Below are 20,224 nucleotides of genomic sequence, written 5' to 3' on the forward strand. Positions count from 1 at the left end.
TGCTCTTACTATACACTTTATTTTGAAAATATTTGAGTCATTTGCTCACTCTATTTTTATTTTGAAAGCTTTTGCTTCTATAAAGCTCTCCACTAGACGTTGAAAAACAAAACCGCTATACTAAACAGGTGACAATCTGTCACAATCTTACGCGAGAGGTTATTTTCTCGTTAGATGAATTCAGAAAGGATGCGTTAACTTATGAACACAAAGAAAATAATCGGCCTGCTTGCTGCTGTAGTTGTTGTCGTTTTTATTGGATACACCGTCTATAGCTCTTCTAATAAGGAAGAAACACTTTCCGTCAGAACCGATGAAGCAACAGAAGAAACAATTGTCGAAACTCTTACGACTACCGGAATATTGGAAGCAGATAAAACACAAGACGTTTACGGCCAAGGAGTCGTTTCTGAACTTGATGTCGCTGTAGGCGATCAAGTTGAAGAAGATGACCGTTTGGTTCTGTATCAAGACGGTACTGCTCAAACAGCTCACTTTGATGGAACCGTGACAGCCGTCACCATCACACCGGACGAAGTTGATTTAAGCTCACAAACCGGAGAAGCCGCCATTACAGTAGCTGACTTGTCCCATTTGAAAGTGGGCATTCAGTTGACTAAATCAGATGCTCCTATTGTTAAAGAAGGTCAATCGGTTACCTTGACAAATGGATCAAAAACATTTGACGGAACAGTGGCTCATATTGATCCGATTGCTACAACAACAACGGCTCAAACTGGGAATACAACAGCCTTAGCTGCTACGGTTGAATTTGATACTCCGCCCGAAGGTCTATATGCAGGGTTTGATATTGATGTAGCCATTACGACCAATACCGCTGAACAGGCAATTTCTTTGCCGATTGAAGCTTTGCTTTACAATGAAGAAAATCAACCCTTTGTTTATACGGTTGAAAACGGCAAAGCTCATGCACAAACAATTGAAACCGGCATTCAATCGGATTCAGCAGTTGAGGTAAAAGAAGGTTTGTCAGCAGGCCAAACGGTCATTTTATCACCAGATGAAAAAGTGAAAAATGGCGTTGCAGTAACGGCGAAATAGAAAGGCGGCAAAAAGATGATTGAATTAAACCATATCGTCAAAACGTATCAAACAGGTGACGAAACACTTATCGCATTAAATGATATCTCTTTAAAAATCGAAAAAGGCGAATTCACAGCTATCATGGGACCCAGCGGTTCGGGTAAATCCACAATGATGAATATTCTTGGGCTGCTGGATCGTTTCGATTCCGGGACATACCAGTTGAATGGAAAAGATGTCAGTGATTTACGAGACAATGAAAGTGCTCGTGTCCGCAACAAAGAAATCGGTTTTGTTTTTCAGTCTTTCAATCTAATGCCCCGCATGACGATTTTAGAAAACGTTGAATTGCCGATGGTTTATGCTGGTGTCCCAGCAAAAGAACGGAAAAAACGCGCTTTGAAAGCTTTAGAACGCGTGGGACTAGGCGACCGCGTCAAACACAAACCGAATGAAATTTCAGGAGGACAGAAACAGCGCGTGGCCATTGCCCGAGCTATTGTTAATAACCCTTCTGTTTTAATGGCCGATGAGCCAACAGGCAACTTGGATTCTAAAACGACCATCGACATTTTGCGTATTTTCCAAGAACTTAACGCGGAAGGCACAACGATCGTCATGGTAACTCATGAACCAGAAGTCGCTATCTATACGAAACGCATCGTTTCATTTTTTGATGGTTCGCTTCAAGATGACCGTCTTCAAAAACCAGAAATCTTGTAGAAAGGAGCTAAGACTTTGAATATTAAAGAAAATTTTAAGATGGCGATCGACAGTATTTTTGCGAATAAAATGCGGTCATTTCTTACGATGTTGGGAATCATTATCGGGATCGCTGCAGTAATTGCCATTTTAGCAGTCGGCAACGGTGCGACATCTGAAATCACCGGAACGTTTGATGATTTAGGCGCTTCTACCATCTCAGTCACTTTGAGCGAAGAAGCAACCAGCCAAGACGCATTTACAGATGAGGACATTAAAGCGTTAAAAGCCGCTATCCCTGCGATAACCCATATTTCTCCAGATAAAACGATTGGCGCTTCAGTCGAATCCGAATTTGATAAACGAACAGCTCTCGCTTTAAGCGGAACTCCTGATATGCAATACACTAACCAAACGATGGATAGTTCTCTCGTTTATGGCCGCTACTTTAATCAAACAGATTATCAAGATGCTAAAAATGTAGCGGTCGTCAGTGAAGACACGGCTAAAGCATTGTTTAATGACCGCACAAACGTGGTCGGCGAGTCATTGCAACTCAGCGGAGATGCCGGCAACAGCATCCGCTTGCAGATTGTTGGAGTTGTCAAAGGAACTTTTGAACAGCTGCAAGGTTCATTTGATTTAAGCCAAATACCGGTATACCTGGCTTTACCTTTAACTACGATGGAAAAATTAAATTCCAGCGTCGTCACTATGGACAGTTTAACCGTTCAAGTAGCCGATAAAGAAGCTATCGAATCAGCTTCCAATCAAATGGTTCGTTTATTGGAAACCAGACATGATGCTCTAGGCAAAGATTACTATACCGCAACCAATTTCTTACAAGCTTTAGATCAAGTCAATTCCGTTTTAAGTTTATTCGTTAACTTTATTGCCGCAGTCGCAGCGATTGCTCTTCTAGTTGGAGGAATCGGTGTCATGAATATTATGTTGGTCTCCGTCACTGAAAGAACACGTGAAATCGGGACCCGTAAAGCACTGGGCGCAACGACTGGAACCATTTTAATGCAATTTTTAATGGAAGCCGTCATTTTAAGTTTGATCGGAGGAATCATTGGTTTGATTCTAGGCATTCTGTTGGCCAACGGGATTGCTGGTGCTTTGAACATTGTACCTAGCGTCACCCTTAGTGCCATTGTCTTAGTACTCGTCTTTTCAACTGCAGTCGGAGTCTTCTTCGGCATTTATCCAGCTCGAAAAGCCGCAAAACTTGATCCTATTGAAGCTCTTCGATACGAATAAAAAACAACAGCAGATATAACAGTGAAAAAATCACTTTATATCTGCTATTGTTTATTACTTCTGTTAAAACATAATCGTTTCTGCCTAGTAAAATCTAAGCTTTCATCACGGCCCCTTGGATTTCTTCTTCTGCTTGTTTAGTTTGTTTGCGATTGAATCGGATCAAGCGCATGGCATTCAGGATAACAATCAATACACTCGCTTCGTGAATAAACATTCCCGAGGCTAAGTGCACATCGCCCATCAGTACTCCTGTTAACAGAAAGAAAACAACTCCCACTGCGATAAAGATATTTTGCTGCATATTGCGGGTCGTAGCTTTTGCTAAAGAATAAGCATGAGAAAATTGCATCAATTTATCTGCCATCAAAACAACATCAGCCGTTTCCATCGAAATATCTGTCCCCCCTTCACCCATCGCTAAACCAATATCGGCGGTGGCAATAGCTGGAGCATCATTGATTCCATCGCCTGCCATAGCAACGACATGGCCGCTTTCTTTCAACCTTTTTACATATTCAACTTTGTTTTCTGGAAGAAGTTCTGCATAAAATTCGTCGATCCCTAATTCAGCAGCTACAGCTTCAGCCGTGTGTTCGTTGTCTCCCGTCAGCATCACAATTTTTTTGACGCCGTTTCCTCTCATTTGTGCCAATGCCGTTTTTGCATCTTCTCGGATTTGGTCAGCGATAGAAATCACTCCAGCGATTTCACCATCTATTGCACTAAAGATAGCCGAGTTTCCAGCCTTTTCACGGCCAACAGCATAGTTTTCGATTTGTCCTGGCAAGTTGATTCGTTCAGCCAGCATCAATTTGCGATTTCCGGCAACCAATCGTTGGTGATTCACGACAGCTTTTATGCCATTGCCTTTGATCGCTTCTCCTTCTTGCAACTCAATAGACGTTAGATCCATTCCTTGTGCTTTTGCTTCTTTGACAATCGTTTGACCTAGGTGGTGTTCCGAGATCGTTTCAGCTTTGGCTGCTAAGCCTAAAAGTGTTTGCAAATTGTAGTTGTTAAAAGTTCGAATATCGGTTACCTCTGGCTTGCCTTTCGTCAACGTTCCGGTTTTATCAAAAACGAGTGTATCGACTTTAGCAAATTTATCCATGATCTCTCCACCTTTGATCAACACGCCGTTTTTTGCGCCATTTCCGATTCCCGCTACATTAGAAACAGGAGCTCCGAGAACAAGTGCGCCAGGACAAGCAATCACTAAAAAGGTGATCGCCAAATACAAGTCGCGTGTGACAGCATAGATCAAGATAGATAAAACCACTACAGCGGGAGTATACACATTTGCAAATCGGTCCAAGAACTTTTCGGCTTTAGATTTCGTCTCTTGGGCTTCTTCTACTAATTCAATGATTTTAGCAAACGTCGTGTCGTCTCCCACTCTTTCAGCAATGATTTCAATATACCCATTATCCAAAATGGTTCCGCTAAAGACTTTATCGTTGATCGTTTTAAAAGCCGGCACCGATTCGCCTGTGATAGCGGCCTCGTTAATAGAGGCTTTTCCAGAGATGATTACACCATCAACCGGAACTTTTCCGCCGGGACGAATAATGACTCGGTTGCCTTTCTCGACCTCTTCCACCGGAATCGTCTCCGTTTTCCCTTCTGCTTTTAGAATCGTTGCTTCTTGAGGTGCCATGTCTACTAACTCTCTCAAAGAAGAACGAGTTTTTTCCAGCGTTCTCATTTCCAGATAATCTCCTAGTAAGAACAAAAATGTAACAATCGATGATTCTGTGTATTCACCAATATACACAGCCCCGAGAACGGCAATACTAACGAGAAGATCGATACTGAAAGCTTTCATCCTCAAAGATTGGATAGCTTTAATAAAGATAGGGGTGCTGGCAATAATAGTCGCACTGATCAAAGCGATATCTTGCAGGTTTTCGCTCCCTATAAAACCAGAAGCAAAACCGATCGCAATCAAAATTCCTGATAAAACAGTAATAAGATTTTTATGTTTAGTTATATAAGCAACCACATTCGTTTCCTTCTTTTTCTTAATTTCTCATTTCTTTCTTTTACATTCTTATCTTATCGCGGCTTGGGTCATTTGGAATTGACCGCCATCAAGTTAAGGAAATTTTTCTACTGTCACTTTAAATTCTTCTTACTTGGTTTCGATTAGGTTTTCTTTTATTTGCAATCAACACATACAATCGCAAATAAAAAAGCTGAAGGTTCTCTTTTAAAAAGGAGAACCCTCAGCTTTTTGCTGTTTATTTTATTACATATCCGACTTAACGATTGCTTCATCATCATTGAACACTGCCGCATCAAAACGATTGATTCGTTTTGATGAGATGATTCCAGCTAAGATGCTATCATTTACATTCAGCATAGTCCGAGCCATATCGATGACTGGTTCAACTGAAATAACTAAACCAACAATAGCTACTGGCAAGTCTAAAGCGCCTAAAACGATTAAAGCAGCAAATGTAGCACCGCCGCCGACTCCGGCAACCCCAAACGAACTAATGGTCACAACAGCCACAATCGTCAAGATATAGGTTGGGCTGAAAAGATCAATGCCCATCGTTGGGGCAACGATTGCCGCCAACATGGCAGGGTAAACTCCTGCACAACCATTTTGTCCGATCGACATGCCAAATGTACCAGAAAAGTTTGCAGAAGCATCGTCAACTCCTAAAGCTTTTGTTTGCGTTTCGATATTCAACGGCAACGCACCGGCACTTGAACGTGAAGTAAAGGCAAAGCTTAAGACCGTCCAAGTTTTCTTCAAGTATTGGATTGGACTTACTTTCACGCCTAGTAAAATCAACATATGGATCAGGAACATCACAATAATGGCCGCATAAGAAGCAATTACAAATTTTCCTAGATTCAATAAAGCATTAAAGTCACTTGTTGCTAAAGCTTTTGTCATTAACGCAAAAACTCCGTATGGTGTTAATCTTAATACCAGTGTTACGATCCGCATGACGATTGCATATAAGCTTTTAATGATTTTTTCAAAAAAAGCGCCATTTTCCGGATCTTTTTTATTTACTCCTAGATAAGCAACTCCTACGAAAGCTGAAAAGATCACAACTGCAATGGTACTTGTTGAACGAGAATTGGATAAGTCCGCAAAGACATTCGATGGAATGAAGTTCACTACTTGTTCTGGAATAGACAAGTCCGCTACTGCTTCTTGACGCTCGTCCAATGCTGCGATCTGTGCCGTTTCAGCATCTCCTTGTACAAATTCTGCTCCGTCCAAATTAAAAAGCATCACGCTCGAAATCCCGACTAATGCTGCAATAGCAGTCGTCGCTAACAATGTAGTTAAAACCGTGATACTGATTTTCCCCAAATCTTTGGTGCCTTCAATTTTCGTGAATGCTCCTACGATTGAAACAAAAATCAGCGGCATGATCAGCATTTGTAAAAAGCGCACATACCCTGTTCCGACTATATTGATCCACTCAATAGCTCCTGTTGTAACATCTCCTGTTGCTCCAAAAAGCAATTGAAGCAAAGCTCCAAATACGATCCCAGAACCCAAAGCGATAAAAACACGTGTTGAAAATTTAACATGTTTCTTTTGCAAACGCCAAAAACTGTAAATGACAGCCGCAAATAAAAGTAGTGCAATAATAATATAAAGATTTGTCATGATGATCCTCCCTTTATTTTGCTCTCCTATGACAGGGAAAGCGAGTGTATCATAAGATTAAAGGTCTCAGACCGCTGCTTTTTCCTAACAACGGCCCTAAAAATGAGGAAAAGCTAGTCAATTTTAGTGATTCCTCATTTTACTTTATTTTTGTAAGAAGTTCAATAGAAATGATTGGTCCTTGCAAGCATGAAAATAAAAAGAGTTTTGCTTAGGCCCAGTAAGCCATCAGCAAAACTCTCTTTTTTCATCAATTTGTAAGGATCAGCCTTTTTTGTGAACAGCACGCAATCCTATTTTGATAATTTCTACTATTGGAATGATGGAAAATGAAGCGCCCAATACCAGCAACCATTGTTGTAAGTCCAAATGGCTAACTTTAAAGGCATCGTTTAGACCTGGTACCAGCACTACAACTGCCAGCAATGCTCCAGAAACAAGAATCGCTAAATTAAACATTTTATTTTTGAAAAATCCGACTGTGAAAAGAGATTTCTCAACGGATTTAACGTTAAAGGCATGGAACAACTGCAGCAAGCCTAGTGTAATAAAAGCCATCGTCAAAGCATCGCTATGAATCAGTTCGTTGTTTCCAACGTGTACAGGGTTATGCGTTGCCCACCAGTAAACGAACAACGTGATTCCACCTTCCAGAATCCCTTGATAAATGATACTGCTCAGTACACCATTTGAAAAGAACGTCGCTTTTTTGCCGCGTGGCGGTTGCTTCATACTGTCTGCTTCTGCCGGCTCTAATCCCAAAGCAATTGCCGGGAAAGTGTCTGTTACTAAGTTGATCCATAAAATATGGACAGGAGCTAAAATACTCCAGCCAAGAAGTGTCGCAATGAACAGTGTCAATACTTCGCCTAAATTCGCAGATAATAGATATTGGATCGATTTTTGGATGTTCGAGAAGACTTTCCGTCCTTCTTCCACGGCTACAACAATTGTTGAAAAGTTATCATCGGCTAAAACCATGTCACTGGCGCCTTTAGATACTTCTGTTCCCGTTATCCCCATACCAATTCCGATATCTGCTGTTTTCAATGCAGGTGCATCATTAACACCATCACCAGTCATGGCAACGATTTTCCCTGCTTTTTGCCATGCTTTAACGATCCGTACTTTGTGTTGCGGAGATACTCGAGCATAAACTGAATAATCTTTTACTCTAGTAGCAAAATCGGCATCGCTGATTTCATCTAATTCAGCTCCTGTGATAACACCGTCTTTTTGCTGCTCTTCTAAAATTCCTAATCTCTTCGCAATAGCTTCGGCCGTATCGCGGTGATCTCCGGTGATCATGATCGGCCGGATTCCAGCTTCGCGTGCCACGCGAACAGCATCTTTCGCTTCTTCACGTTCTGGATCAATCATTCCCGTCATACCAGCATATACCAACTCTTGTTCCAATCCTGCTGAACTGATGTCCGTCGGCATGTTATCGACTACTTTGTAAGCCATCGACAATACGCGCAATGCTTGTGTCGCTAAATCATGATTCATATCCAAAATGGCTTGTTTTGTTTCTTCATCTAATGGCTCAATTGTGCCATTTCGGTCAATTTGCGTACACCGTTTTAACAATTCATCAGGAGCGCCTTTGGCAGCTATCAAAAATTTTCCGTCTTCTTGTTTGTGAACAGTAGACATCAATTTCCGCTCAGAATCAAAAGGAACTTCTGCCACTCGAGGTTCTTTTTTGAGCGCTGCAACAACATCTACTCCTTTATTAAGTGCAAATTGGATCAAAGCCGTCTCTGTTGGATCTCCGATCAATGTTCCATCTCCAGAGATTTGAGTATCATTTGCGTAAACCATTGACCGTAAGACAGGCGTTTGCATATCTATCGGTTCTTCATTATCTTGGATCTGCCCATTGAAATACATCTTTTCAACAGTCATTTTATTCATTGTGAGCGTTCCAGTTTTATCAGAACAAATGATATCGGTACTGCCCAGCGTTTCAACTGCTGGTAATTTACGTACCAAAGCTTTTCGTTTTGCCATTTTCTGTGTACCTAAAGCTAATATAATGGTTACAATAGCTGGCAACCCTTCCGGAATAGCGGCAACCGCTAAAGAGATAGACGTCAGCAGCATATCTAACCACTCTCGGCCATTCAACATTCCGACTACAAACATTACAACAGCAATGACCAAAATAGCCACTGTTAAATATTTTCCTAAACGATTCAAATTATTTTGCAAGGGCGTCATGGTCTCTTCCGTTGAAGCCAGCATCTCTGCGATGTGCCCTACTTCTGTGCTCATTCCGGTTCCAACGACGATCCCTTCGCCACGACCATACGTAACATTGCTGTTCATAAAGGCCATATTCGTTCGATCGCCAATCCCTGCTTTGACGTCTTCAAGGATCGTAAGTTCTTTATCAACTGGAACAGATTCTCCGGTCAGTCCTGCTTCTTCTATCTGCAACGAAGCAATTTCAATCAACCGCAAATCAGCCGGAACAATATTCCCAGCTTCTAATAAAACAATGTCTCCCGGAACCAATTGATCGCTTTTTAGTGAGACAACTGTTCCGTCTCGCCTAACTTTTGCTTCAGGAGAAGACATTTCTCTCAAAGCATTGATAGCTTCTTCAGCTTTTGCTTCTTGAACTACCCCTAGAACAGCATTTAAAATAACAACAACTAAAATAATGACTGCATCAGATATGTCTCCAAAAACACCTGATACTACTGCTGCAACGAGTAAAACGATAATCATGAAGTCTTTGAATTGATCCAAGAATTTCATTAGCAAACTCTTGGTTTTCCCCTCGTCTAATTGATTGGGACCATACTCTGCTATTCTTTTTTCTGCTTCTTGACTGGTCAGGCCTTCTTCAGAAGTCTGCATCTGTTTTAAGACAGCGGCTTCATCTTGGGTAAAAAACGGTTCTTTTACTTGTTCTTTTTTCTCGTTATCCATGACTGCTTCCTTCCCTTCCTAGTAAATAAGTACAAAACATAAATTAAAAAGCTTTCTTTCCGCCGTAAATAAAATAAGCCGAATAGAACTTATTTTTATCTGTAGGCGTTCACAAGACTTATTAAGTTGATTATATCTTTCTCGTTTCAGCAAAGCAAAGGATTCGATAGTCTGAAAAATCGATTTGTTAAAATAAGCTCATTTCATTAAATAGATTCAATCATCTTTTAGTACAGTTGATCTTCGTTCTTTTCTTCAAATCTTACGGGGCAATAGCGGTAAATGGTTAAATCGACTTTCCCTTGAGCATTTGTTTCAACTCCTTCGGCCATTAATTTTTCCCTTTGAGTGAACCGTCCTTCTTCATCTGTTAAACCAATCTCGCCTTTAGCGTTAATAACTCGATGCCAAGGCAAATGATGATTTTTGCTCATGGAATGCAGAATACGCACAACTTGCCGTGCGCCTCGCGGATTTCCAGCTAAAGCAGCAACTTGACCGTAAGTCATGACTTTGCCAGCAGGAATTTGTTTTAGCACGTTGATGGTCTTCTCAGTAAATGGTGTCATAGTATTCCTTCTTTCTTGTACTTATTCTAATGAACAAAAAAATTCTCTATACCATCTAGTATAGAGAATTTTTTATCTTTTTCAGCTTTTAAATAAACGCAAGTACAATAAAGTTTAAAATGAAAAGCCCTGTCGAAACCCATAAAACCGGATGAATCTCATTGGTTTTCTTTTTAGCTACTTTAACGATGACGAAAAAGATAAAACCAGCAGCAATTCCATAAGAAATGCTATACGCTAATCCCATAAAAATAGACGTGAAAAAGGCTGGGATAGCTTCTTCTAAATCGTCCCATTGAATTTCTAAAAAGGACGACATCATCATTACTCCCACAATAATCAATGAAGGTGCTGTAGCTTGAACAGGAACAATAGCAATCAAAGAAGAAAATAAACTGGCCAACAAGAAAAGAATAGCTACCACTACACTGGTCAGCCCTGTTCTTCCTCCTGCACCGATTCCAGCAGCACTTTCGACAAACGTCGTGGTATTAGACGTTCCAAAAATAGCGCCAACAGACGTAGCAATCGCATCTGCAAATAAGGCTTTATCCATTTTCGATTTGATTCCAGAACTATTGTCCAAAGCTGCTTCATCTTCGGCAGTGAAGATACCTGTTTTGCGGCCTGTGCCAATAAAGGTCCCAATAGTATCGAAAATATCAGATAAACTAAAGGCAAAGATCGTCATTAATACTAGCGGCAAACGAGATGCATCTGAAAATAACGAGATCATTCCTTGAGAACCTAATGCAGCTCCAAATGTTACACGCAACTCTGAGATAGCATGGCCTAATGAATTTTCTGGATTTGAGATGACAGACAAATCAACAATGCCCATCGGAATTCCAATGATCGTTGTGGCGATAATGCCGATAAGAACCGCTCCTCGTACATTTAATACCACCAATATGACTGTGATAATCAAACCAATCAAAGCAAGTAAAGCACCGCTGCTTGTAAAATCAACTAATCCCGGAATAATCCCACCATCTGTTAGTACACTATTTATTCCACTGTCATAATTCGCAGCACTTGGATCAAACGGCGCATTATTGATAGCTTGAATATTGGCTGTTTCAGAAGTGAATTGCAAAAAACCTGCATTCTTGATCCCGATATAAGCAACAAAAACGCCGATCCCGCCTCCAATAGCGTGTTGAATGAGTTCTGGAATCGATTTAATAATCATTTTACGGATTTTGGTTACGGTAATGAAAATATTAAAAATCCCGCATAGGAAAACCATCGCCAAAGCTTCTTGCCAAGTAAAACCTAAAGCGAAAACAACTGTATAAGTAAAGAAGGCATTTAGTCCCATACCCGGTGCTTGTGCATAGGGCACATTAGCGAATAAGCCCATCACCAACGTCCCGATAGCTGAAGCAATAAGTGTGGCCAAAAAGACTGCTTGCGAAGGCATGCCGGTCAAAGATAAAATTGCTGGATTGACAAAAATGATGTAAGACATGGCAAAAAAGGTCGTTATCCCTGCCATGACCTCTGTTGAAACGGTTGTCCCATGTTCTTTTAATTTGAAAAAATTTTCCATCTTTTTATTCCCCACCCTGATAGTATTTGCAAAGAAATACAGGAACTTTTCCTTCTTTTATCTATATATACTAAGTTTCATGGGGCTTTATTTATTCTACTAGTATGAGTTGTTTTAAATAAATGCAATTACATTGTTTTTCAAGCAAAAAAAACGGATGATGCAACTCGTTGTCATCATTCGCCTATTTATGGACAAGTCAAAAAACTCATCTCACTAATAGTCGAACGTTTTACGGTGTCCGGTAGAAACTTAAAGCCCATATCGCTTAGATTATATTAGATTGTATTTATTTGTCTTCATCAGTATAAATGAGACTTTTTACAAACACAAGTTAAATATAGATATTAGCATAAAAACATGAATAATTGTTCGTGTTTACCAGATTCATTCTTGAATTCGATCGCTTTCCTCTGATTATTTGGTAAACTAATAATAATACTTAAATTGAAAGCAGGTGAAAAATGTTTATTATCCCTAGCGGCAAACCCAAAATATGGGATAAAGTACCGGATGCGGGTGCCGTTTCAGCAAAAACGGCTTATACAGGAACTTTCCACAAACTTTGCACAGATTACGCCACAACGTTTGGTCCTAATTATCTGATTCTTTCACCTTATTACGGTTTTTTAAGACCCGATGATCTTGTTTCACACTCTTACGATGTTCGATTTACCGTAAAAGGCGTCGGTCCAGATACGATACCAGTGAGCAAGCTGAAGGAACAGTGGATTGAACTGGCTATAGAAGAAGACGATCAAATCACTCTATTGGGCGGCAAGAAGTTCATTCATTTAATGGATGAAATTACTGACCGTAACGTTATTTTTCCTTTGATCGGTCTTGGCGGAATCGGCCTGATGCAAAAAGCTTTGAAAGAAGCTGTTCACCAGCAGAAGCCTCTCAACTGATTCTATATAGAGTCTCGTCGCGGTCTTTTTTCCCTGTTTTTCGATTAAATCTATTTCAAAACTGTTTTTTACAATAATAGTTATTTTTATACAAAACTAAGCATAACATGCATTTTTTTCATCGTAAGTTGAGATAAGTTATCCACTAACATTTGTGGATAACTGTTTTTTTAAGCTTTTTAGTTTTTTAACATTAGCGAAAATACACTATTTTTATTTTAGTGACCGTTTAACCACAGGTTATGCACATAGTTATCAACAGTTTGTGTACAACTATTGGTTTTCTATTTTTATACACAATGAATCGACTCATCTGCCCTGTTTTTTGCACTATTCGTTTTATTTTTTCTTTCTTCTCAATACCTGTATACTAAACGTACAGAAAGAAAACAGGAGGTGGAATAGAGATGGAATGGAATCAAATCCCAGGATACGATCAATTAGACGAAGATCAAATTGAACGGCTCAGTCTAGTATATGCACGCCATATGGATACGTTAGATGATCCCGCTGCATATGCTAAAGAAAACATTCTCGAAATCAAACGCAATCAAGAGCAACATTCACTGGCTCTTTATTTTAAAAATGGCGATGTAATCAACTATACCCCTGAAGGAGAATGGTTTAAATCTGTTTGATCCACTTTGTTTGAATACCTTATAATGCAAACAGAAGCTGTTGCGGAAAAAAGAATCAGACAGGCACTTAATGCTCTTTTTTAAACAATGAGAGACAAGCGCTCTGATTTATATAAGAAGCTGATCCCAAAAGCTATAAATAGTAAAAAAACGTAGAAAGCTACCAAATGATTTTGGGGCTTTCTACGTTTTTTCTAAATAATTGACTCTTTTGAGAGCATCTCTTTTTAATTAAGTTACGTTCTCCGCATCTTGGTTAATTGAGCTGCGTGCCAAAATAGATAATCTTTCAGGAAATGGAACATTTCCATCAAAATTCCTAATTTTGAATCGATGCTCTCTTGCTGCACTCCGCATCTTGTTATCTCATGGTTACGAATTCTTCTGCTCCTGTTGGGTGAATAGCTACGGTGTCATCAAAGTCAGCTTTAGTCGCCCCCATTTTAATCGCTACTGCAAAGCCTTGCAGCATTTCGTCCATGCCGGATCCCATTCCATGCAAGCCGACAACTTTTTCTTCCGGTCCGCAACAAACCAGCTTCATATAAGTCTTTTGCCGATTTTCAGTAATAGAACTGTGCATGGCTGTAAAACGCGTTTCATATGTTTTAATTTGCGCTTTGCCGTATACATCGACCGCTTGTTCTTCCGTCATTCCAACTGTTCCAATTGGCGGATGGGTGAAGACAACTGTTGGAACATTATTGTAATCTAAGTGTTCCATTGGTTTATTGTTAAATAAACGCTCCGATAAGCGCCGTCCAGCTGCAATTGCAACAGGTGTCAATTCAATATGCCCGGTGACATCGCCGACAGCGTATATGCCTTTGACAGAAGTGTTTTGGAATTCATCTACTTTGATATAGCCTCCATCATTCACTGCTACATCCGTTGCTGCCAAATTCAAACTGTCTGTGTTTGGTTCCCGGCCGATTGCCCAAATAACAGCATCGGTTTCGTGCGCTGTTCCATCTTTCAAGTAAAGCGTCAAGCTGCCGTCTTCGTTTTTTTCAACTTTTTCAGGGACCGCATACGTATGCAATGTTGCACCTTCGCGTTCCATTGTTTCAACTAGTCCTTCCACAATGATAGAATCAAAGTTTCGTAAAGGAGCATGTTGGCGGACGAATAAGTGTGTGTCGGAACCTAGTCCATGCAAAACACCTGCTAATTCTACCGCGATATAACCGGCTCCAACGACGGCTGTCCGTTTCGGCAACTCCGTCATTTCAAAGAAGCCATCTGAATCCAATCCATATTCAGCACCCGGGATATCTGGAAAGACCGGTTTTCCGCCGGTAGCAATCAAAATATGATCGGCTGTATATTGTTCACCATTAACTTCAACAGTTTTATTGTCTACAAACTTAGCATATCCATGGATGAGATCCACTTCATTACTAGCTAAGCCGTTTTGATAGCTGCCATGCAGCCGTTCAATAAATGTTTCTCTATTTTCAACTAATTTGGCGAAATTCAAATTTTTTGAAGGAATGTCAATGCCGTAACCTGACGCGTATAAGTTCATTTCATCCATCATTTGCGCTCCGTGCCACATGATTTTTTTAGGAACACACCCTACATTCACACATGTGCCTCCGATAGCATTTCCTTCTATCAAAGCTCCTTTAGCTCCATGCATTCCCGCACGGTTAATAGAAGCGATTCCGCCGCTCCCGCCGCCGATAGCTATATAATCATACTGTTTCACTATTCCATCTCCTACTTTCTCCAAATTACTTATTTAAGTATAGTTAATATTCTCCTAAAAAGAAAGCGGAAGGTGCTCGCTTTACTTGAATTTAATGGCCGTTTCATAAAAAAAGAAAAAATCTCTGACTCTTCTGGGGTTTTCACCGGAAGTTCAAGTTACTCTGAATACCTGCGGACCGGAACTTTCCAGTCATAGAGATAAGATAACACTCGCAATACCGTAAAAACGATAAACAACAAATACAAATGCCATGTTTCCGTCGCCCATCCCATTCCGATAATCAAACCGATCAGACACACCCATAAGCCGTAAACCACTTCTCCTAATACAATCGGCTGCCTTTGCGAAAGCAAGTCTCGCATAACTCCACCACCAGTAGCTGTTAATAACGCAGAGACGACCACAGCACTTACCGGCAAATCTAATTTTACAGCAACCGTTGCACCATGGATTGAAAAAGCTATTAAACCAACAGCATCTAAAAAATTGCCCCATAGTTCTCTGCTTGCTAGAAAAGGTTTAGGAAACAGTAAAATCAAGGTGATGGCAATAACAGCACTATAAAAAAGCGACCCTTGTTTCCACAATTCATAATCTGGGGCATCAATCAATGTATTCCGGATAGCTCCGCCGCCAAAAGCCGTTAAGATCCCAAATAAATAAACGCCAAATAAATCATATTTTTTCTCCATAGCAATCAATCCGCCTTGCAGTGCGAATGAAATGGTACCAATAATTAAAAAAACTTCCCACGTTCCCATGTTTCCACTCTCCATTCTAATTATCAGTCGTATAATTACCCTAAGTTCTCAATTTAGTTGATTTATCTCATCCTCTATCTCTTCATTATTAAGCAGCCGCTTTTTTTTTGCAAATCAGATACCTTATTTGTAACCAAAAGACCCTTGCCAAAAGGGATTTTATTCTAAAAACAGCAAATCTCTCTTAGTCGGCAGATTTTTAAGGTATACTGGAAACAAGAAAATAAGTAAACATCAACTGGAGGAGGATTTTCTTGAAAAAAGACAAGCAATTTTATTGGACTTTATTTTTATCCACATTTACGTTAAGTGCGTTTACTTTCGGTGGAGGTTACGTCATTGTTCCTTTAATGCAAAAACGATTTGTTAAAGAATTAAAGTGGATAGACGAAGAAGAAATGCTGGATTTAGTGGCTATCGGACAATCCGCACCGGGGCCGATCGCTGTGAATACCTCCATCATTATCGGGTATCGTATGGCCGGAATTCCTGGAGCTCTTTTAGCAACATTTGGAACGGTTCTGCCCCCTTTGATCATCATTACCATTATTTCTTACTTTTACATTGCTTTCCGCGATAACCCCCTTATCAATGCTCTTTTATTTGGAATGCAAGCTGGAGTAGCTGCCGTTATCGTGGATGTGGTCATCAATATGAGTTCTGCTATTATTAAAGCCAAATATGTTTTGCCCATTGTTGTTATGATTTTAGCTTTTATCGCTACAGCTATCTTCGATGTTAACATTATCCTTATCTTATTCATTTGCGGCTTGATTGGTGCTTATACGACTTACCGCGTCAACCTTCTAGCTAAAAAGGAGGAGAAGTAAATTGATTTATTTGCAATTATTTTGGAGTTTCTTTCAAGTTGGACTGTTTAGTTTTGGTGGCGGATATGCTGCGCTTCCTCTTATTCAAGAGCAAGTGATCGAAGTCCACCCGTGGCTCTCTTCAACTGAATTTATTGATATTTTGACTATTTCACAAATGACGCCTGGTCCGATCGCGATCAATGCCTCAACTTTTGTCGGAACAAAAATAGCGGGACTTCCCGGAGCTTTAATTGCCACAATCGGTTGTGTGACGCCTTCTGCTATCCTCGTCTTGACTTTAGCTACTCTGTATTACAAATACAAAGGACTGAGTATGGTACAAGGCGTTATTAAAGGATTACGGCCAGCTGTCGTTGCTTTGATTGCTTCCGCAGGTCTGTCTATCTTATTGACTGCTTTGTTCAATAAAGAAACATTTCCGGTTCAGTTTGCTGATTTAAATTGGGTTGCATTGGTTTTATTTTTATTAAGTTTGTTTATTTTAAGAAAATTCAAATTGAACCCTATTTACATTATGCTATTCGCCGGATTTTTAGGAGTGCTTTTACACCTCTTCACTCCGCTTGTTTAATAACTATAACCTTTTTATACTATACGCCCTTAAAATTAGACCAAATCTAATTTTAAGGGCGTTTTTTATTTATACCAAAAATTAAAATGAGAACGGAACTTATCATTTTCCTTATAATTAGGATAAAACCAGTTAAAACAACATCATAACCGCATATAACCGAACTATTTAATCACAAATAAAAACTTCATTCGTTTTCATGTTGAATTCTGAGTACTTTTTCATTATACTTCCATTGTACATCATTATTTGCCATGAAAAATTTATGTGTTGGACTGTATGGGAAGCACTGATTGAATTCAGTCATCCATATTTTTAATTGTCCAGCTTTTTTTATGCCATTCATTCAAAAGGAGGTAGTTGGTTATGCATAAAAAAATCCCGTATATCATTTTAGCACCGGGATTTATTCTCTTGTTCGTCTTTTTAATTCTTCCATTGATTTCTATCATTTGGCCGACTTTTTATGACGGCGGTTTATCGTTCAGTTCTTATTTATCTTTTTTTAAAGACCCCTATAACGTAGGAATCTTTGTTCGAACCGTACGAGTTTCACTTATTGTGACCTTGATTTGTATTTTGTTTGGGGTTCCAGCAGCTTATTATATCGCTCGCAGTCCTAAAAAGTGGCGCAGCTTGTTGATGTCGATGACTCTTTTCCCTTTATTAACCAATTCTGTTGTGCGAAGTTTTGCTTGGATCAATATTCTAGGTAAAAATGGGGTTTTAAATATGATACTCTTAAAATTTAACCTTATCAATGAACCACTCACTTTCTTGTATACAGAATTTTCTATTATTATCGGCTCTATTTATTTATTTTTGCCTCTAATGATCATCACTTTAGTCGGCATCATTGAGAATATTGATACTGAAATAACAGAAGCCGCGGAAACATTAGGAGCCAGTCCGCTGACAGCTTTCACGAAAGTCATTTTACCCTTAGCTATTCCAGGAATTATTGTTGGCAGTATTTTAGTCTTTACTGGGACTTTGACCGCTTATACAACTCCTCAATTATTAGGCGGAAACAAAAAAATGATGTTGTCTACGTTCCTTTACCAAAATGCTATGACCCTTGGAAATTGGAAAGATGCAAGCGTCATAGCGTTAATTATGATCATCACCACTCTCTTAGTTATGAAAGTTTTCAATGGTATTGCTGCATTGTTAGATAAACGAGGTGAAACACATGCGTAAAAAAACAGGTTTGACTGCTTTAGTGGCTTTTATTTTTGCTTTTCTTTTTATTCCATTAATCATTATTGTTGTTACTTCATTTGGAGAAAACCCCTCTATCCAATTCCCTATTGAAGGGTTTACTTTCAAATGGTATACGGCTATTTTTGCCAATGGAACATTTACGGCTAGTTTCTTTTTAAGTCTACAACTATCTCTAATGGCTACTGGACTCGCTTTGATCGTGGGTATTCCTGCAGCTTACGCCTTGGCTCGTTACTCTGTTCGAGGGCGTAAATGGATCAAAAGTTTCTTTCTTTCGCCAACCATTGTTCCAGGAGTCGTTGTTGGCTACTCTCTTTTTCAATTCATTGTCATTCGCTGGCAACTGCCCGTTTTTCAAGGGTTATTGTTAGGACATTTCCTGATCAGTTTGCCTTATATTATCCGTGTAGTGGGAGGCAGTTTGGAACAGCTAGATTTTTCTATCGAAGAAGTAGCATGGACATTAGGCTGTACTAAAATCACTGCATTTATCAAAATCGTGTTGCCGAATATTACTTCAGGTATTTTCGCTTCCTTCATGTTAGCTTTCATTAACTCTTTTAACAACATTCCAGTTTCTCAGTTTTTGTCAGGTCCAGGAATCTCTACATTACCGACGTCTTTAATGAATTATATTGAATACAACTACGATCCAACTGTTTCGGCTTTATCTGTTCTTTTAATGATCGGCACGATTTTGTTGATGTATTTGATTGAAAAGACATTAGGTCTTGCGAGCGTTACCTAAACCCTATAAAATTCGTCAAAAAGTTTATTTGTATTTAATAAGGAGGAATCATAAAACGATGTCATTCGTTGAATTAAAAGATATTCGGGTTAGTTACGATGGAAAAGACAATATTTTAAAAGATTTAAACCTTTCTTTGGAAAAAGGAGAACTGGTTTCTCTTTTGGGGCCTTCAGGATGTGGTAAAACAACAACTCTTCGGGTTATCGCCGGATTAATCGAGCCTAATGATGGCAGTTTCATTGTTGATCAGGCTGAATTGACTAAAGTTCCTGTTCATAAAAGGAATTTTGGCATGGTTTTTCAAAGTTATGCTCTTTTTCCACACCTTACGATTAAAGAAAATGTTGGTTTCGGTTTAAAACTGCGGAAAGAAAAAAAAGCCGTTATTGAACAAAAAGTAATGGACATGTTAGAAGTAACCGGCTTAGCAGAGCTTTCCGACCGTTACCCCAAACAATTATCGGGCGGCCAAAGACAACGTGTTGCCTTGGCTCGTGCTCTCGTTATCGAACCAAAACTATTGTTGCTGGATGAGCCCTTAAGCAATTTAGATGCTAAATTACGAATCAACATGCGCATCGAGATCAAACGCATTCAGCGACAATTAGGGATCACAACGGTTTTCGTTACTCATGATCAAGAAGAATGTTTTTCGATTTCTGATAAAGTGGCTGTCATGAATAAAGGCGTCATCGAGCAATACGATACACCAGAAGTTATTTACAACCATCCAAAATCTGAATTTGTCGCACGCTTTATTGGGTTTGAAAATTTCTTTGATTTACATAAATACGATGGTCAAACTTATACAACCAATGACGGCAGTCTTTTTCACAGCTCTCGCCAATGGGAAAAAAACAAACAAACCGGCACGATTCGACCTGAAGACATTGGCATTTTGCCTACGCAAAACCATCCGCCGGAAAATACGGTCCTCGGCACAGTTTTAGTTCGAACCTTTTTAGGAAAAAGCTACCAATATGAAGTTGAAACAGCATTCGGAAAGTTATTAGTGAATGGCACACATACCATTCCTTATCAAGCAGGAGACACTCTGCTGCTTCACATACCTGAAGACAAATTGATACTGGTCTAACTAAAAAAAACA

The 20,224-nt window shown here is 39.5% G+C and carries 17 protein-coding genes and 1 riboswitch; of the genes, 10 read left to right on the forward strand and 7 right to left on the reverse strand.

What is annotated here, in order from left to right; genetic code table 11:
- Positions 1-201 precede the first annotated feature (201 nt).
- Genes NY10_RS05960 through NY10_RS05970 form a run of 3 tightly spaced genes read left to right on the forward strand, consistent with a single transcriptional unit; the run spans position 202 to position 3,009 of the window.
- Positions 202-1,062 carry an efflux RND transporter periplasmic adaptor subunit gene (locus NY10_RS05960; RefSeq protein ID WP_058919105.1) on the forward strand — a complete coding sequence of 287 codons (861 nt, stop codon included), beginning with the start codon at positions 202-204 and terminating at the stop codon, positions 1,060-1,062.
- A 15-nt stretch (positions 1,063-1,077) separates the two neighbouring features.
- Positions 1,078-1,767 carry an ABC transporter ATP-binding protein gene (locus tag NY10_RS05965; protein WP_058919106.1) on the forward strand — a complete coding sequence of 230 codons (690 nt, stop codon included), beginning with the start codon at positions 1,078-1,080 and terminating at the stop codon, positions 1,765-1,767.
- 15 nt (positions 1,768-1,782) lie between these two features.
- Positions 1,783-3,009 carry an ABC transporter permease gene (locus NY10_RS05970; protein WP_058919107.1) on the forward strand — a complete coding sequence of 409 codons (1,227 nt, stop codon included), beginning with the start codon at positions 1,783-1,785 and terminating at the stop codon, positions 3,007-3,009.
- A 94-nt stretch (positions 3,010-3,103) separates the two neighbouring features.
- On the opposite strand, the gene NY10_RS05975 is transcribed toward NY10_RS05970, so the two are convergent.
- The 5 genes from NY10_RS05975 to NY10_RS05995 form a co-directional block, all read right to left on the reverse strand.
- Positions 3,104-5,014 carry a heavy metal translocating P-type ATPase gene (locus tag NY10_RS05975; RefSeq protein WP_058919108.1) on the reverse strand — a complete coding sequence of 637 codons (1,911 nt, stop codon included), beginning with the start codon at positions 5,012-5,014 and terminating at the stop codon, positions 3,104-3,106.
- Between the two features lie 246 nt (positions 5,015-5,260).
- The gene (locus NY10_RS05980) at positions 5,261-6,652 is read right to left on the reverse strand and encodes an L-cystine transporter (protein ID WP_058919109.1); all 1,392 of its coding nucleotides are present in this window, start codon (positions 6,650-6,652) and stop codon (positions 5,261-5,263) included.
- Positions 6,653-6,916: 264 nt separating this feature from the next.
- The gene (locus NY10_RS05985; protein ID WP_058919110.1) at positions 6,917-9,592 is read right to left on the reverse strand and encodes a cation-translocating P-type ATPase; all 2,676 of its coding nucleotides are present in this window, start codon (positions 9,590-9,592) and stop codon (positions 6,917-6,919) included.
- Between the two features lie 227 nt (positions 9,593-9,819).
- A complete protein-coding gene (locus NY10_RS05990; protein ID WP_058919111.1) occupies positions 9,820-10,161 on the reverse strand; it encodes an MGMT family protein in 342 nt (113 codons plus the stop codon).
- Between the two features lie 88 nt (positions 10,162-10,249).
- Positions 10,250-11,713, reverse strand: coding sequence for an NCS2 family permease (locus tag NY10_RS05995; protein ID WP_058919112.1), 1,464 nt, complete (start codon positions 11,711-11,713; stop codon positions 10,250-10,252).
- Positions 11,714-11,913: 200 nt separating this feature from the next.
- Positions 11,914-12,014, reverse strand: a riboswitch (purine riboswitch).
- A gap of 163 nt (positions 12,015-12,177) precedes the next feature.
- Between NY10_RS05995 and NY10_RS06000 the strand changes: the two genes are divergently transcribed.
- Together NY10_RS06000 and NY10_RS06005 are read left to right on the forward strand one after the other, a co-directional pair.
- A complete protein-coding gene (locus tag NY10_RS06000) occupies positions 12,178-12,624 on the forward strand; it encodes a DUF6884 domain-containing protein (protein WP_058919113.1) in 447 nt (148 codons plus the stop codon).
- Positions 12,625-13,031: 407 nt separating this feature from the next.
- Positions 13,032-13,262: a hypothetical protein gene (locus tag NY10_RS06005; RefSeq protein ID WP_058919114.1), complete on the forward strand. Its 231-nt coding sequence runs from the start codon at positions 13,032-13,034 to the stop codon at positions 13,260-13,262.
- 361 nt (positions 13,263-13,623) lie between these two features.
- Here the strand turns inward: NY10_RS06005 and gorA are convergent, their stop codons facing one another.
- Together gorA and NY10_RS06015 are read right to left on the reverse strand one after the other, a co-directional pair.
- Positions 13,624-14,976: a glutathione-disulfide reductase gene (gene gorA, locus NY10_RS06010; protein ID WP_058920262.1), complete on the reverse strand. Its 1,353-nt coding sequence runs from the start codon at positions 14,974-14,976 to the stop codon at positions 13,624-13,626.
- Positions 14,977-15,131: 155 nt separating this feature from the next.
- Positions 15,132-15,737 carry a trimeric intracellular cation channel family protein gene (locus tag NY10_RS06015; protein ID WP_058919115.1) on the reverse strand — a complete coding sequence of 202 codons (606 nt, stop codon included), beginning with the start codon at positions 15,735-15,737 and terminating at the stop codon, positions 15,132-15,134.
- Positions 15,738-15,991: 254 nt separating this feature from the next.
- Here NY10_RS06015 and NY10_RS06020 point away from each other — a divergent pair, with 254 nt between their 5' ends.
- The 5 genes from NY10_RS06020 to NY10_RS06040 all read left to right on the forward strand — a co-directional run bounded on the left by NY10_RS06020 (position 15,992) and on the right by NY10_RS06040 (position 20,212).
- On the forward strand, positions 15,992-16,567 hold the full coding sequence (locus NY10_RS06020) for a chromate transporter (protein WP_058919116.1): 576 nt from the start codon (positions 15,992-15,994) through the stop codon (positions 16,565-16,567).
- A 1-nt stretch (position 16,568) separates the two neighbouring features.
- Entirely contained in the window at positions 16,569-17,141 is a 573-nt protein-coding gene (locus NY10_RS06025) for a chromate transporter (protein ID WP_058919117.1), read from the forward strand.
- A 366-nt stretch (positions 17,142-17,507) separates the two neighbouring features.
- Entirely contained in the window at positions 17,508-18,341 is an 834-nt protein-coding gene (locus NY10_RS06030) for an ABC transporter permease (protein ID WP_058919118.1), read from the forward strand.
- Complete coding sequence (locus NY10_RS06035) at positions 18,334-19,113, forward strand: ABC transporter permease (RefSeq protein ID WP_058919119.1); 780 nt, start codon at positions 18,334-18,336, stop codon at positions 19,111-19,113. The genes NY10_RS06030 and NY10_RS06035 overlap by 8 nt, the downstream gene beginning before the upstream one ends.
- A gap of 58 nt (positions 19,114-19,171) precedes the next feature.
- The gene (locus NY10_RS06040) at positions 19,172-20,212 is read left to right on the forward strand and encodes an ABC transporter ATP-binding protein (RefSeq protein ID WP_058919120.1); all 1,041 of its coding nucleotides are present in this window, start codon (positions 19,172-19,174) and stop codon (positions 20,210-20,212) included.
- The last annotated feature ends 12 nt before the right edge of the window (positions 20,213-20,224 follow it).

This window comes from Carnobacterium sp. CP1 (genome assembly GCF_001483965.1).
In the GTDB taxonomy this organism is placed as follows: domain Bacteria; phylum Bacillota; class Bacilli; order Lactobacillales; family Carnobacteriaceae; genus Carnobacterium_A; species Carnobacterium_A antarcticum.